The sequence below is a fragment of the Maribacter forsetii DSM 18668 genome, from assembly GCF_000744105.1.
Taxonomy (GTDB): domain Bacteria; phylum Bacteroidota; class Bacteroidia; order Flavobacteriales; family Flavobacteriaceae; genus Maribacter; species Maribacter forsetii.
Genome location: NZ_JQLH01000001.1, coordinates 3,703,826 through 3,718,693, shown reverse-complemented (window position 1 = coordinate 3,718,693; position 14,868 = coordinate 3,703,826). Strand labels below are relative to the sequence as shown.

Annotated in this window: 12 protein-coding genes and 1 riboswitch; of the genes, 11 read left to right on the top strand and 1 reads right to left on the bottom strand. The window is 37.1% G+C overall.

Features of this window, described 5'->3' with window-relative positions; all coding sequences use genetic code 11:
- Positions 1–27: 27 nt before the first annotated feature.
- The 6 genes from P177_RS15840 (at position 28) to P177_RS15815 (ending at position 10,208) form a co-directional block, all read left to right on the top strand.
- Complete coding sequence (locus P177_RS15840; protein ID WP_036156308.1) at positions 28–1,455, top strand: amidohydrolase; 1,428 nt, start codon at positions 28–30, stop codon at positions 1,453–1,455.
- A gap of 75 nt (positions 1,456–1,530) precedes the next feature.
- A complete protein-coding gene (locus tag P177_RS15835; RefSeq protein ID WP_036156305.1) occupies positions 1,531–3,153 on the top strand; it encodes a sulfatase family protein in 1,623 nt (540 codons plus the stop codon).
- A gap of 230 nt (positions 3,154–3,383) precedes the next feature.
- Positions 3,384–3,487: riboswitch (SAM riboswitch) on the top strand.
- A 140-nt stretch (positions 3,488–3,627) separates the two neighbouring features.
- Positions 3,628–4,902 (top strand): O-acetylhomoserine aminocarboxypropyltransferase/cysteine synthase family protein, encoded by a 1,275-nt coding sequence (locus tag P177_RS15830; protein ID WP_036156303.1) that lies wholly within the window; start codon positions 3,628–3,630, stop codon positions 4,900–4,902.
- A 134-nt stretch (positions 4,903–5,036) separates the two neighbouring features.
- Entirely contained in the window at positions 5,037–8,423 is a 3,387-nt protein-coding gene (gene thrA, locus P177_RS15825; protein WP_036156301.1) for a bifunctional aspartate kinase/homoserine dehydrogenase I, read from the top strand.
- 149 nt (positions 8,424–8,572) lie between these two features.
- The gene (locus P177_RS15820; protein ID WP_036156299.1) at positions 8,573–8,884 is read left to right on the top strand and encodes a GIY-YIG nuclease family protein; all 312 of its coding nucleotides are present in this window, start codon (positions 8,573–8,575) and stop codon (positions 8,882–8,884) included.
- Positions 8,885–9,035: 151 nt separating this feature from the next.
- Positions 9,036–10,208, top strand: coding sequence for a trans-sulfuration enzyme family protein (locus P177_RS15815; protein WP_036156296.1), 1,173 nt, complete (start codon positions 9,036–9,038; stop codon positions 10,206–10,208).
- Positions 10,209–10,278: 70 nt separating this feature from the next.
- Here the strand turns inward: P177_RS15815 and P177_RS15810 are convergent, their stop codons facing one another.
- A complete protein-coding gene (locus tag P177_RS15810; RefSeq protein ID WP_036156294.1) occupies positions 10,279–10,809 on the bottom strand; it encodes a hypothetical protein in 531 nt (176 codons plus the stop codon).
- 92 nt (positions 10,810–10,901) lie between these two features.
- Here P177_RS15810 and P177_RS15805 point away from each other — a divergent pair, with 92 nt between their 5' ends.
- The 5 genes from P177_RS15805 to P177_RS15785 all read left to right on the top strand — a co-directional run bounded on the left by P177_RS15805 (position 10,902) and on the right by P177_RS15785 (position 14,763).
- Positions 10,902–11,312, top strand: coding sequence for an RrF2 family transcriptional regulator (locus P177_RS15805; RefSeq protein WP_036156292.1), 411 nt, complete (start codon positions 10,902–10,904; stop codon positions 11,310–11,312).
- A 200-nt stretch (positions 11,313–11,512) separates the two neighbouring features.
- Positions 11,513–11,776, top strand: a complete 264-nt coding sequence (locus P177_RS15800) for a DUF2061 domain-containing protein (RefSeq protein WP_036156290.1) — start codon at positions 11,513–11,515, stop codon at positions 11,774–11,776.
- 14 nt (positions 11,777–11,790) lie between these two features.
- Positions 11,791–12,414 (top strand): phosphoadenosine phosphosulfate reductase domain-containing protein, encoded by a 624-nt coding sequence (locus tag P177_RS15795; RefSeq protein WP_036156288.1) that lies wholly within the window; start codon positions 11,791–11,793, stop codon positions 12,412–12,414.
- Between the two features lie 48 nt (positions 12,415–12,462).
- Entirely contained in the window at positions 12,463–13,413 is a 951-nt protein-coding gene (cysD, locus tag P177_RS15790) for a sulfate adenylyltransferase subunit CysD (RefSeq protein WP_051941873.1), read from the top strand.
- A 102-nt stretch (positions 13,414–13,515) separates the two neighbouring features.
- A complete protein-coding gene (locus P177_RS15785) occupies positions 13,516–14,763 on the top strand; it encodes a sulfate adenylyltransferase subunit 1 (protein ID WP_036156285.1) in 1,248 nt (415 codons plus the stop codon).
- Positions 14,764–14,868 lie beyond the last annotated feature (105 nt).

Genomic DNA, 14,868 nt, shown 5'->3' with positions numbered 1-14,868 from the left:
ATTCTAACTTACCAAACAACGACGAAAATGAAAAAAGTAATCCGAACAATAGCGGTGATATTATTACTACTACCAGTAACCACTGAAGCACAAAAGAGCAAAAAAGAAATAATAAGACAATTAGATACTGAGTACGAAACTTATAAGGGTATTGCAAACCATCTATGGGAAAATCCTGAGTTAGGTTACTTAGAGGAAAATAGTTCGGCGCTTTTACAAGAAACACTTAGTACAGCAGGTTTTATAATAGAGAAAGGTGTGGCAGGCATTCCAACTGCATTTACAGCAACTTACGGTTCAGGTACACCGGTGATTGGTATTTTGGGAGAGTTTGATGCTTTGCCAGGTATGTCGCAATCTGCCGAACCTATTAAAAAATCAAGAGTTGTAGATGCTCCTGGTCAGGCTTGTGGGCATCATTTATTTGGTACGGGTTCTATGGCAGCCGCAATTTCTATTAAGAATTGGCTAGAAGCTACCAAAAAATCTGGAACAATTAGGTTTTATGGTACCCCGGCTGAAGAAGGGGGGTCAGGTAAAGTTTATATGGTTAGAGCGGGTCTTTTTGATGACATAGATGCTATTGTTTCTTGGCATCCAGGTGATGAGAATACTTCTAATCCAAGTACGAATTTAGCAACCATATCAGGGAAATTCACATTTAAAGGTGTTTCTTCACATGCTGCAGCGGCACCAGAATTAGGTCGTTCAGCTCTTGATGGGGTAGAGGGAATGAACGATTTGGTAAACATGCTAAGAGAACATACAACTGAATCTACACGAATTCATTACGTAATAACTAAAGGAGGTGATGCACCAAATATTGTACCTGAAGAAGCTGAGGTGTATTATGTTGTTCGCCATTCAAATAGAAAAGAAGTAAAAGCAGTTTGGGATAGAGTAATCAAAGCTGCAGAAGGAGCTGCCATAGGAACGGAAACAGAAATGTCGTATGAAATTATTGGCGGAACGTATGAGCGTTTGCCAAATGAAGTACTTGCAACCTTAATGCATGATAATATGGAATTGGTTGGCGGAGTAAACTATACTAAAGAGGAAATAAAATTCGCCGAAGAAATTCAGAAAACATTAAAAACACCAAAACTTATAGAAAGTGCTAGCAGTATTAAGCCGATGGTTTTTACGTATGGAAAAGCTTCAGCAGATACCGGTGATGTTAGTTGGAATGCACCAACCGCTGCTGTGAGAACTGCTACTTGGGTTCCGGGAACACCTCCTCATAGTTGGCAGGCTGTTGCTGCGGGTGGAACCGATATTGGATTTAAAGGAATGATGGTGGCTGCAAAAACCATGTCATTAACTGCTATTGATATTTTCGAGAAGCCGTCCATTTTAAAGGAGGTGAAAGCAGAATTTGAGAAGAGAAGAGGTACTGACTTTGTTTACGAAGCATTACTGGGGGATAGAAAGCCAGCGTTAGATTATAGAAAATAATCAATTTATTGAATAGTTCAAACAGGTTTCAGATTCATTGTTTTTAGTACAAATCAAACTCACAAAACAACAAAAATGAGAAAACTAATTGTAGCTGTATTAGGGATACTATTCTTATTACCGATCACTACAGAAGCCCAAAAATCAAAAAAGAAAAAGCCCAATATTATTTTCATCATGTCAGATGATCATGCCTACCAAGCCATTAGCGCGTACGATGATAAATTGCTGAATACACCAAATATAGACCGACTGGCAAAAGAAGGCATGTTGTTTACAAATGCTAGTGTTACCAACTCCATATGTGCACCATCACGAGCAACAATACTAACAGGTAAGCATACTCATATCAATGGTAAAGTAGATAATTACTTCCCGTTCGATACTACACAAGTAACCTTTCCGCAGATATTTAAAGAGAACGGTTATAAAACTGCCATGTTCGGCAAACTCCACTTTGGTAACAACCCTAAAGGGGTAGATGAGTTTATGATTTTACCAGGTCAGGGGCATTATATTAATCCCGATTTTATTGTTACCAATGGCGATACCATTACCAAGCAAGGGTATGTTACCGATATTATTACAGATGTGTCGTTAGATTGGTTAAAGAAAGAAGCTGCAGATGATGAACCATTTATGATGATGTATTTGCACAAAGCACCACATAGACCTTGGTGGCCAAGAGCAGATAAGTTTAAGGAGTTTACAAAGAAAACATTCCCAGAACCAGAAACGCTTTTTGATGATTACAGCAATAGAGGTTCTGCGGCGAAAACTGCAGAAATGAATTTGCTAACCCACATGATGTATAGTCATGATAGTAAAATAAGACCTGAGACTTTAGCTAAAATGGAAAGCAAAGTATTACCTGTGGTAGAAGAATTTTCAAATAGTTTTTATGGTCCGTATAACCGTGCTACGGCAGAACAAAAGGCATTGTATAATCCGGTGTTAGATTCGATCAACGATTTCTTTTATGATAATTGGCCAAAGATGACCGATACCGAAAAAATGAAATGGAAATACCAGCGCTATATGCAAGACTACTTGGGCAGCATTTCTTCGGTTGATGATAATGTAGGTCGATTGCTAGATTATTTAGACGAAAGCGGGTTGGCAGAAAATACAATAGTCATTTACACCTCTGACCAAGGATTCTATTTAGGAGAGCACGGTTGGTTCGACAAGCGTTTTATTTATGATGAATCTTTTAAAACTCCGTTATTGGTACGTTGGCCCAATGTGGTAAAACCAGGTTCTGTGGAAAATGAAATGGTTCAGAATTTAGATTTTGCACAAACCATGTTGGAAGCGGTAGGCATTACACCGCCAAGTGATATGCAAGGAGAAAGTTTAATTCCGTTATTGAAAGGCGAAAAAGACAAGTGGACAAGAGATGCGGTGTACTATCAGTATTACGAATATCCATCGGTACATATGGTAAAACGCCATTATGGTATTGTAAACAAAGAATTTAAGTTAGTGCATTTCTATTATGATGTAGACGAATGGGAGTTGTATGATAGGTTGAATGATCCCAAAGAAATGAATAATGTGTACCATGATCCAGCGTACGCAGCTACGGTTAAAAAGTTGACAAAAGATTTGGTTGAGATGCGTAAATACTACAAAGATTCTCCTGAGCAAGATCAAAAGTACATTGATAAGTACAAGAGTGCTGGGATGATTGATTAGTTGTTGGTTGTCGGTTGTTGGGGAAAAAATGTCAGTTCGAGAGCTTTTGACCTAATTTTTGATTAGGTCAAAAGTGTATAGAGATCACTGTCGATGTAGGGGTCTCCAGATATCTTTAAGCCTACAGAAAAATAACAACAAGAACTAGAATTATATTTTTTTCTTAAAATTCTAGGTTATTAAAAACTTCTGCCCAATATTTGTAGTTCAAAGTTCAAACACGTATTGAATAGTTATCAAGAAAGGTGGAGGGATTAGACCCTTTGAAACCTTAGCAACCCTTTGTTACATACAAAGAAGGTGCTACATTCTACCCTTATGGGATGGATAACAGTAATCGAATTTTCTTCGATATTACTTTCTTATAACTTTTTGATTTTCACCTACCCGCATATAATGCTGGTTAAGGTTTGGCTTTTAATTTTTTGCATCCTGAGCGTAGTCGAAGGATTAATTTTTAAAAACAACAAAATCATGAGTAATCACAAATTAGCAACAAACGCATTACACGCAGGTCACGACACAACTACCAACGGTGGTACAAGAGCAGTGCCTATTTATCAAACATCATCTTATGTGTTCAATGACACGGATCACGCAGCAAACTTATTTTCGTTAGCGGAATTAGGCTTCATTTATACAAGATTAAACAATCCCACCAATCAAATTCTACAAGACAGGTTAGCTGCGGTAGAAGGCGGAATTGGAGCGGTGGTTTTTGCATCGGGTACAGCGGCAATCTCAACAGGGTTGTTGACATTATTAAAAGCAGGTGACCATATTGTGGCATCAAGCAGTTTATATGGTGGTACGTTTAATTTATTGAATGTAACCTTACCAAGATTCGGTATTACAACAACCTTCGTAGATGCATCTGATCCTGAGAATTTTGGAAAAGCTGTACAGGAGAATACAAGAGCATTTTTTGTAGAATCTTTAGGGAATCCTAAGTTAGATGTGTTGGACTTGAAAGGAATTTCTAAAGAATCTAAAGCGGCAGGAGTACCATTTATAGTAGATAATACTGTGGCTACTCCGTCATTATTGAATCCTATTGAACACGGAGCTAACCTAGTAATACATTCATTGACAAAGTATATTGGTGGACAAGGAACTTCCTTAGGAGGAGCAATAATTGATGCCGGTACTTTCGACTGGACAAACGGAAAATTCCCAGAATTTACTGAGCCATCTGCAGGATACCACGGTTTGGTATATAGCGAAGCATTAGGTGCGGCAGCATTTACCTTTAAATTAATATTAGAAGGCTTACGTGATTTCGGTGGAGCATTGAGTCCGTTTAACGCTTTCCAAATTATTCAAGGTCTAGAAACATTACCGGTACGTATCAAGCAGCATAGTGCAAATGCATTAGAATTGGCTACGTGGTTAGAAGGTAGGTCAGAAGTGGAATGGGTAAATTACCCAGGATTGAAGAGCAATAAGTACAACGAATTGGCAAAAGAATACTTACCAAAAGGACAGAGCGGATTGGTTACTTTTGGAGTTAAGGGCGGATTTGAAGCTGCTAAAAAAGTAACTGATGCGACTAAGATATTCTCGTTGCTAGCGAATATTGGTGATACCAAATCATTGATTATTCACCCTGCAAGTACCACACACCAACAATTAACTGCAGAGCAGCAAGAAGGTGCTGGTGTAGGTCAAGATTTAATTCGTTTGTCCGTTGGTTTAGAAGATATTGAAGATTTAAAAGCCGATTTAGAACAGGCATTAGCAAGTCTTTAATCTCGGTTATCGATATAAAGCAAAATTGAAATAACCGGTCATTGAGCTAAAACTATGTGACCAATTATTTAAAATAGTAAAATATTATTGGCTGAGCGGAACAGAAGCCAAGCCATAAATTGATTTTGAAATAGATGCTACATCAATTACAGATTAAAAAATATAAGACCTTAAGTGGTGCCTCTCAAGATATTCAATTGTCTTATCAGGTATTTGGTAAAGAGCTACATACAGCACCTATTATTTTGGTGAACCATGCTTTGACCGGAAACTCTAATGTTACTGGAGAAGATGGCTGGTGGTCGGCACTTATCGGTGATGAAAAATGTATCGATACCCAAAAGTATACCATTCTGGCATTCAATATTCCGGGAAACGGTCATGATAAATTCGTGATTGAAAACTATAAGGATTTTGTTGCTGGCGATGTAGCTAGAATGTTTTTATTGGGTTTGCAGCAGTTGAAAGTAAACCGTTTATTTGCTTTGATCGGTGGTTCTTTAGGTGGTGGTATTGCCTGGGAAATGGCAGCATTACAACCAGATTTAACCGAGCATTTAATTCCTGTGGCATCCGATTGGAAATCGACCGACTGGTTGATTGCCAATTGTCAAATTCAAGAGCAGTTTTTGGTGAATTCTAAGCAACCTGTGCACGATGCACGTATGCATGCAATGTTATGTTATAGAACTCCGGCTTCTTTCAAAGAGCGTTTCAAAAGAAGTACGAATGAAGAGCTGCAGGTCTTTAATGTAGAAAGTTGGTTAATGCATCATGGCGATAAGTTGCAAGAGCGTTTTCAATTATCTGCCTATAAATTGATGAATCAGTTATTGAAAACGATTGATGTCACTAGAGGTGGAGATGAGAATTTCATCAGACTACAAAATAGCGATACCAACATTCATATCATAGGTGTAGATTCTGATATGTTCTTTACCGCGCAGGAAAATAAAGATACGTTTAAGCAATTGGCGCAAGCGAAAAGCAACGTTACCTATGGCGAAGTACAGTCGCTACATGGGCATGATGCCTTTTTAATCGAGTTTGATCAAATGGAGAAATTGCTTGGTGGTATTTTTAATACCAACGGTAATATCAAGAAAATAAAGATTCTGAAGTTTGGTGGTAAGTCCCTGAGCAATGGAGAAGGACTAGAGCGAGTATTGGATATCGTTGCCAATAAGGTTAAGAATGAAGAGAATATAGCTATTGTTTTATCGGCAAGAGAAAAAGCAACGGATCAGCTAGAGGAGATGCTGGAGAAAGCCGCAAAAGGTAAAGACTATAAAACTCAGTTTGAGGCTTTAGAAAAATATCAAAAGCATACGTATAAAAATATCAGTTTGTCGGCAGAGTTTAAAGGCTTAGCGAAATTGTATGAAGGTGTTTCATTGTTAGGTGATTATAGTGCCAAAATTAAAGATGAGGTACTGGCTTATGGTGAATTAATTTCAGCCAAATTGGTTACCAAATTATTGATAGGTAAAGGCATTAACGCAGAGCTGGTAGATACGCGTATGGTGATAAAGACCGATAATACATTTGGTGATGCCAAGGTATTGGAGGCAGAGTCTAAAGAGCAGGTGTTATTAAAGTTTGCGGATATTCCTAAAGATACTGTTGCGGTAGTAACCGGTTTTATTTCATCTACTTTAGATGGGGAGACAACAACATTGGGTAGGAACGGAAGTAATTATTCCGCAGCCTTGTTAGCGAATTTTTTAGATGCTGAAGAATTACAGAATTATACACATGTAGACGGAATTTACACGGCAAACCCAGATTATGTTCCGGAAGCTAAAAAGTTGGAAAACTTGTCTTATGAAGAGGCAAATGAGTTGGCGAATTTCGGAGCAACTATTTTACATGCGAAAACTATAATTCCGCTTATTGAAAAGAACATTCCGTTACGTATTTTAAATACGTACAATGATGATAGTGAAGGAACTTTGATCAGTGCAAAATCTAGTAAAGAAGGTATAAAATCACTTTCTGTTATTGAAGATGTTGCAATGATCAATATAGAAGGTCGCGGTTTGTTAGGTAAAGTGGGTGTAGATGCTAGAATATTTAAGGCTTTAGAAGCAAGTAATATTAGTGTTAGTATCATATCTCAAGGTTCTTCAGAAAGAGGTATTGGTCTTGTGGTGAAGAAAGACAAGGCGAAAAGAGCGAAATTGGCTTTAGAGAATGAATTCAGTAATGATTTTGAATCTAAAGATGTAAATATGATCACGGTGATAGATGATGTGTCTATCATATCTATTGTAGGTCAAGATTTAAGTACGTTCCATAATCCCTTTAACGCACTGATTAAAAACCAGATTGTGCCTTTGTTGTTCAACAACACGGTATCAGGTAATAATGTGAGTCTGGTGGTGAAGAAAGCAGATTTACACAAGGCGGTAAACGTCATGCACGGACAAGTATTTGGTATCAGTAAAAGGATAAATATTCTAATTTTTGGGCATGGTAATGTGGGAGGAACATTGATCGATCAAATTCTAAAATCTGCCAAAACAATTAAAGATCGTAAGAAATTAGATTTGCGCGTATTTGGTATAGCGAATTCCAAGAAGATTTTATTGAATGAAAAGGGAATTACCAAAAGCTGGAAAACGAATTTAAAGCAAAAAGGAAAGTCATATAAAGTAGAAGATGTTTTTGATTTTGCAAAACGTCATCATTTAGAGAATCTGATCGTTATTGATAATACGGCGAGTAAAGACTTTGTAGCAAACTATTTTGAATTTGTAGAACATGGTTTCGATATTGTGTCTTCAAACAAAATAGCCAATACCTTACGTTACGATTTTTATCAGTTGCTACGAGAAGAGCTGCAAAAGAATCAAAAGCAATATTTGTATGAAACTAATGTAGGTGCAGGATTGCCATTGATAGATACCATTAAGTTATTGCATTTATCCGGTGAGAACATAACCAGAATTAAAGGCGTGTTCTCTGGTTCATTAAGTTATATTTTCAATACTTTTTCAGAAAGCGATGTACCATTTTCATCTATTTTGAAAGATGCGATGCAGCAAGGATTTACAGAACCGGATCCTCGTGAAGATTTATCAGGAAATGATGTCGGTAGAAAGTTGTTGATTTTAGCACGTGAACTAGATTTACATAATGAGTTTGCAGATATAAATATTGATAACCTTATCCCGAAGAAATTACAAGACGGAGAAGTGGCTTTCTTTTTAGAGAATTTAGATGTGTTGGATGCCAAATTCAGTGAAATTAAAAAGAATCAGAAGCCAAATCATGTATTAAGATATGTTGGTGATTTGCATGGAAACCTTCAAAAGGAAAAAGGAGTATTAGATGTGAAGTTGATATCAGTGCCAAAGGAAAGTGCCTTGGGGCAGGTAAAGGGATCAGATTCCATCATAGAAATATACACAGAATCTTACGGTGAAAATCCGTTAGTAATTCAAGGAGCCGGAGCCGGAGCAGCTGTTACCGCAAGAGGTGTATTTGGAGATATATTGAGGATTGCGGAGAAAGGATGACTTCGGCTCCGCTCAGTCACCGCGTACAAATGAGTAGTTAGGTGACAGGCTGGTGGCTGAGCGTAGCTGAAGCCAAATCAGATGAATAAAAGTAAGAAATTTTAATGTTTGGTGGCTGAGCGTAGCCGAAGCCGATAAATGATAATTGTATGTCAGGGTTCATGTATATTTTGGAATGTTTAGACGGAAGTTATTATACAGGTAGTACAAAGGACTTAGATAAAAGGTTATTAGAACACCAAGATGGTAAAGGGGCTAATCATACAAGAAAAAGATTACCTGTGAAATTGGTTTATGTAGAAGAGTATTTAAGAATTGATTCTGCATTTTACAGAGAGAAGCAAATACAAGGTTGGAGAAGAGAAAAGAAAGAAGCATTAATAAATGGTGAATTAGAGAAGTTGCCTAGTTTTGCAGAATGTATAAACGATACACATTATAGATATTTTAAAGAAAAGTAAAATGTCAATTCGGCGGAGCTTAACGGTCAGCATAAAAAAGGTAGTATGTTTAAGACAGGTGGCTGAGCGTAGCAGAAGCCCAATAAGTTGGATAAGAGTAAATAAGGTGAAGGTAAATGGCTGAGCGTAGCCTAAGCCAAAAAGTAAAGAAATGAACAAGAACAATAATAAATTTGAAACGAACGCGATTCGTACTCAACTAAAAAGAAGTGAAAACTTGGAACATTCGGTTCCGTTGTACTTGACTTCAAGTTTTGTGTTTGAAGATGCAGAAGATATGCGTGCGTCGTTTGCAGAAGAGAAAGATCGTAATATATATTCAAGATACTCAAACCCCAATTCATCTGAGTTTATCGATAAGGTTTGCCAAATGGAAGGTGCAGAAAGCGGATTCGCGTTTGCATCGGGTATGGCGGCAGTATTTTCAACTTTGGCGGCGTTATTGGATAGTGGTGATCATGTACTTTCGGCAAGAAGTATATTTGGTTCAACACATTCATTGTTCACGAACTTCTTCCCAAAGTGGAATATTGACCATACCTATTTCAAGATAGATGCATTGGAAGAAATAGAAAGTCTAATTACTCCAAAAACAAAAATCATTTATGCAGAGACTCCGACGAATCCTGGTGTTGATGTGTTGGATTTAGAGGAGTTGGGTAAGATTGCGAAAAAGAATAATTTGATACTTGTAATCGATAACTGTTTTGCATCGCCTTATTTGCAGCAGCCCATAAAGTTTGGTGCAGATTTGGTCATTCATTCTGGCACAAAACTGATGGATGGTCAAGGTAGAGTATTAGCAGGTATTACAGTGGGTAGTGCGGAGTTGATGGATAAGGTATATCGTTTTTCAAGAATTACAGGTCCCGCTTTATCACCGTTTAATGCATGGGTGTTGTCTAAAAGTTTAGAGACTTTGGCAATACGAGTAGATAGGCATTGTGAAAACGCATTGAAATTAGCGGAGTATCTAGAGGGGAACGATAAAGTGAATTGGGTGAAATATCCGTTCTTGAAATCGCATCCAAAATATGAGATAGCTAAAAAGCAAATGAAAGCAGGTGGTTGTGTAGTAGCTTTTGAAGTTAAGGGAGGATTAGATGCAGGTAGAGAGTTCTTTGACTCTATTAAACTGTTGTCCCTATCTGCCAATTTAGGAGATTCAAGAACTATAGTTACCCATCCGGCATCTACAACGCATAGTAAGTTGAGTGTAGAAGAACGTGCTGCAGTAGGTATCTCGGATGGCACAGTTCGTATTTCGGTAGGGTTAGAACATATAGATGATATTATCGCAGATATTGCTCAGGCATTAGGATAGTCGAATAATAGTAGAAACAAAAAAAGCCCGGTATGTACCGGGCTTTTTTTTATATGATAAATTAAAGTGTTTATTTACTTAAAGTCATATTGTAGGTCGCACTAATACTAGTTTCGAACCCTGAAAAATCTACAGTTTCATCTAACTCATATCGTAATGACATTTGAGAATCTGTTAATTCTGTAATCGTAAAACCAATTTCTTCTTCGCCAGAGCCAAAATAAAGGATGCTTCCGTCCAATCTCCATTCATTACTTTCGAAAAAGTCTTCGCCGGTTTCTTCTTCTGTTGAGGTTTCACCCATAACAGTAGTGGTTGTCACCGTTGTATATGATCCTTCACTCGTTACAGTTTGTGGTTCTTCAGAAAAAATAATAACAGTATCAAAATCTTTACCAACAGCTGTAAACGTAGTGGGTATTGATGTTCCATCAAAATTAGTATCAGACCTGCCATCTCTTGTTTCAAGAGCGGTAAGGTTCCATGTACCTATAATTTGTGATTCACTTGCGTTGGAAACGCCAACGCTGTCGTCATCTGAACAAGATGTAAAAACTAATGCAAATACGCCAATAAGCGATAATAAGAATACTTTTTTCATAAGTAGGTAGAATTGATTTGGAAACTTATAACGTAAAAATGGTGTGCTCAAGTATTTTGCTGATATTTTTATTATTTGGCTATCTTAGCATTATGCTCTCGAAAAAGACAAAATATGGTTTAAAAGCGCTAGCCTACTTAGCGGCACAGCCAGATAAGAAACCAGTTCAAATATCAGAAATAGCCGAAAAGGAGAACATCTCCCAAAAATTCTTGGAGAGTATACTTCTTAGCTTAAGAAAAACAGGATTCTTAGGTTCAAAAAAAGGTAAAGGTGGCGGTTACTATTTGTTAAGAACACCTGAGGAAATTTCGATGACGGATGTTATGAGAGTTTTAGAAGGTCCAATTGCCATGGTACCGTGTGTAAGCCTAAATTTTTATGAAACCTGTGATGATTGTCCCGACGAAAACACTTGTTCCGTTCATAAACTAATGCTGCAAGTGCGTGATAGTGCCTTAGATGTATACCGTAATAATACACTGAAAGACATCATCTCATAAAATCATATTTTTATTTCATTCTGCAATTCGCGATGCTTCAGTTTGTTGCGAAATATTAATTTTTCATGCGCTTTTGTTAATAATCTACTAAATCTATAGGGTAAATGAAATTTATCTGAGATTAGGGCGACTACATTGGAAAATAATACTATTTTTGAAAACTCTATTAAATTAGTAGGGTAATAAAAATTGAGTAAAAGATGATTGCAGATCAACTTATATTAAATAAAAAAGAAAACAAAACTACGTATCAAGATGATAAAACATCTGAAAAACCAATTCGTAGTATAGCCAAGGCTTTTAGTTGGAGAGTAATAGGAACAGTAGATACGCTGATTATATCTTATATACTTACAGGTGAGTTTTCAGTAGCAGCATCAATAGCCTCTATAGATTTCGTAACAAAAATGATATTGTATTTCTTTCACGAGCGTTTTTGGAATTTAGTAAAGTGGGGTAAATAATAAAGAATAGTATTATGGCATTGACAGAAGCACAAGTTCAGAAGTTGAACATTCAATTTAAAGGTATACCGCCAGAAGAAATTATTTCTTGGGCAGTAAAGCATGCAGAAACGCCTGTAGTAACAACAAACTTCAGACCATATGAAGTAGCTATTTTACATGCGGTATCTGGTGTAAAAAAAGATATTCCAGTAGTTTGGTGCGATACGGGTTATAACACTCCAAAAACATATAAGCATGCAGATGAAATAATCGGCAAGTTGAGTTTGAACGTAAAATTGTTTGTGCCAAAACAAACCACTGCACATAGAGATGCTGTAATGGGTATTCCACAAATTGATGACCCTAGACATGCCGAGTTTACTGAACAAGTAAAGTTGGAGCCTTTTAAAAGAGCCATGGCAGAATTCAAGCCAGATGTGTGGTTCACGAATTTGAGAAAAGGGCAGACCGCACACCGCGACAGTTTGGATATTTTAAGTCTAAGCAAAGACGGAGTGTTGAAGGTGAGTCCGTTTTACCACTGGAACGATACACAATTAGATGCCTATTTAAGAAAATATAATCTTCCTAACGAGCATAACTATTTTGACCCGACCAAGGTGTTGGAGAACAGAGAATGCGGATTGCATAGTTAATCTAAGGTGGTAGAAAAGAATAAGATAATTTATCTAAGAAAATATAGAATGAGTAATACAAGTACGGAATTGGAAGTAACGCCTTCCCAAGAACTTTTAAAAGATACTGCCCATATAAATGCACTTGAGAATGAGGCAATTTATATCATTAGGGAGGTTGCCGCTCAGTTTGAGAAGCCGGTTCTTTTATTCTCAGGAGGAAAAGATTCTATTACACTGGTTCGTTTGGCGCAAAAAGCATTTTGGCCATCGAAAATTCCTTTCCCATTAATGCATATAGACACGGGTCATAACTTTCCTGAAACTATCGAATTTAGAGATAGATTGGTTAAGGAGTTAGGGTTAGAGTTAATTGTGCGTAATGTTCAGGATTCAATCGATCAAGGTAAGGTTAAAGAAGAGTCAGGTAGATACTCAAGTAGAAATAGTCTTCAGACTACGACATTATTAGATGCGATTGAAGAATTTAAGTTCGATGCTTGTATCGGTGGTGCGCGTAGAGATGAAGAAAAGGCTCGTGCTAAAGAACGTATTTTTTCTGTTCGTGATGATTTCGGACAGTGGGATGAGCGTAACCAACGCCCAGAGTTGTTCGATATGTTAAACGGACAAATAGAATTGGGTCAGAATGTAAGAGTTTTTCCTATATCTAACTGGACAGAATTAGATGTGTGGTCTTATATCAAAGAAGAGCAAATTGAAATTCCTTCAATCTATTTCGCACATAAGCGTAAGACGTTTTTAAGAGATGGTATGATATGGTCTGCAGAAGATGGTATTGTATTTAGAGAAGAAGATGAGGTTGTAGAAGAAAGATTGGTTCGTTTCCGTACAGTAGGTGATATGTCTTGTACAGCAGCCGTACTTTCAGATGCGGAATCTATAGATAAGGTAGTAGAGGAAATTAGAGATTCATCTATTTCAGAGCGTGGTGCGCGTATAGACGATAAGCGTTCAGAAGCAGCGATGGAGAAAAGAAAACAACAAGGGTACTTCTAGAAAGCAGTATTCAGTAGCAGTAGGCAGTTTAATAATTACCTGCTAGCAATAACAATAATATTAAAAGTCCAAAGCTAAAAGCTAAGGGCTAACAGCATAAGAATGGAAGTACTAAAAATAGCAACGGCAGGTAGTGTAGATGATGGTAAAAGTACCTTGATAGGGAGAATGCTTTACGATACAAAATCTTTGACCAGCGATAAGTTAGAAGCAATAGAAAAGACTAGTAAGCAAAAGGGATACGATTATTTAGATTTCTCTTTGGCTACAGATGGTTTGGTAGCAGAACGCGAACAGGGTATTACTATAGATGTTGCCCATATCTATTTCTCTACAGCAAAGAAAAGTTACATTATTGCAGATACTCCCGGTCACGTAGAATATACCCGTAACATGGTTACAGGAGCATCTACTTCACAAGCAGCGATTATATTGATTGATGCACGTAAGGGTGTTATCGAGCAAACGAACAGACACTTTTTTATCAATAACTTATTACGCATTAAAGATGTAGTGGTGGCTATTAATAAAATGGATTTGGTAGATTATTCTGAGGAAACTTACAATGCTATCAAAGCTGATTTTGAAGAATTGATGGCGAAAAGAGATTACCAAGATCAGAAGATAACCTTCATTCCGGTAAGTGCATTGAAAGGTGATAATGTAGTAAATAAAACAGATAAGACACCTTGGTATACCGGTCCTACTTTGTTAGAGCATTTTGAGGCTTTGGATAGAAAAGATATTTTCAATGCAGGTACACCTCGTTTCCCAGTACAATATGTTATTCGTCCGAAGACAGATGAGCATCATGATTTTAGAGGATTTGCCGGTAAGGTTTATGGTGGCGAGTTAAGTGTAGGTGATGAAGTGGTAGCACTTCCTTCACAAACGCGTTCTAAAATAAAAGAAATCTATTTTCATGACAAGAAGTATAATACTGCTTCTAGACGTTCATCGGTAACGATTACTTTAGAAGATGAAATCAACTTGAGTCGTGGAGATATGTTAGTGAAAGCTGGGGATTTACCAACGGTTGATAAGCAATTTACTGCTACAATATCTTGGATGGATTCGTTACCGTTAGCCGCAGGAAACAAATATGTTGTTCAACACGGTGTCAATAAAGTATTGGCGAAAGTGGAGCAGGTACATCATAAAATTGCTCCTGATTATTCGGGTATCGATACAGAAACAGATTCATTAGGTATGAATGATATTGCCCAGGTAAGTTTTCGTTTAAATAAGCCAATTTTCTACGATCAATTTAAAGATCATAGAACTAACGGGTCGTTCATCTTAATAGATACAAAATCCAATAGTACCGTAGGGGCTGGTTTTATACAGTAAAAGCCCTTTAGGGGAATTCAAACTAGACATTATATTTTAATTAGTATAGTAAGTCTATAGGAATAGTAAAGTGATAAATTAATAATAACGCTTGTTTAACCCGAG

Bases quoted from the DNA above. Each gene is read 5' to 3' on its own strand.
- P177_RS15815 (WP_036156296.1), top strand. From the start codon at position 9,036: ATGAACAAGAACAATAATAAATTTGAAACGAACGCGATTCGTACTCAA.
- P177_RS15835 (WP_036156305.1), top strand. From the start codon at position 1,531: ATGAGAAAACTAATTGTAGCTGTATTAGGGATACTATTCTTATTACCG.
- thrA (WP_036156301.1), top strand. From the start codon at position 5,037: ATGCTACATCAATTACAGATTAAAAAATATAAGACCTTAAGTGGTGCC.
- P177_RS15800 (WP_036156290.1), top strand. From the start codon at position 11,513: ATGATTGCAGATCAACTTATATTAAATAAAAAAGAAAACAAAACTACG.
- P177_RS15810 (WP_036156294.1), bottom strand. From the start codon at position 10,809: ATGAAAAAAGTATTCTTATTATCGCTTATTGGCGTATTTGCATTAGTT.
- P177_RS15820 (WP_036156299.1), top strand. From the start codon at position 8,573: ATGTCAGGGTTCATGTATATTTTGGAATGTTTAGACGGAAGTTATTAT.
- P177_RS15785 (WP_036156285.1), top strand. From the start codon at position 13,516: ATGGAAGTACTAAAAATAGCAACGGCAGGTAGTGTAGATGATGGTAAA.
- cysD (WP_051941873.1), top strand. From the start codon at position 12,463: ATGAGTAATACAAGTACGGAATTGGAAGTAACGCCTTCCCAAGAACTT.
- P177_RS15805 (WP_036156292.1), top strand. From the start codon at position 10,902: ATGCTCTCGAAAAAGACAAAATATGGTTTAAAAGCGCTAGCCTACTTA.
- P177_RS15840 (WP_036156308.1), top strand. From the start codon at position 28: ATGAAAAAAGTAATCCGAACAATAGCGGTGATATTATTACTACTACCA.
- P177_RS15830 (WP_036156303.1), top strand. From the start codon at position 3,628: ATGAGTAATCACAAATTAGCAACAAACGCATTACACGCAGGTCACGAC.
- P177_RS15795 (WP_036156288.1), top strand. From the start codon at position 11,791: ATGGCATTGACAGAAGCACAAGTTCAGAAGTTGAACATTCAATTTAAA.